Source organism: Photobacterium sp. R1, assembly GCF_054600795.1.
In genome coordinates this window covers 1-251 of the sequence record NZ_BAAHZP010000770.1, presented here as the reverse complement: position 1 = coordinate 251, position 251 = coordinate 1, and the positions used below count along the sequence as shown (strand labels likewise).

Below are 251 nucleotides of genomic sequence, written 5' to 3'. Positions count from 1 at the left end.
CTTCTTTGCAACGCACCAGATAGGCCGTCAGCACCAGCGCAGAGGCACGTTCGAAGATCGATTCCGGGATACTGTCCGGTTCCAGCTGGTTCATCCGCCCTTCGTTGATGGCAAACGTCCGTTCTCCATCCGGAGTGATCAGGGCAAAACAGCGGCCAATCGGCCCGTCCACAGGCTGGAGATTATTCAGATCCATACGGCTGGATGTGTTCACCAGATACCGGTATGCATAGCTGCCAATCTGGATATCC

General features: G+C 55.4%; 1 pseudogene. It reads right to left on the bottom strand.

The features are described from left to right. Positions 1 to 251: pseudogene (locus tag ACYP03_RS27160) on the bottom strand (inosine/guanosine kinase); the annotation flags it as partial.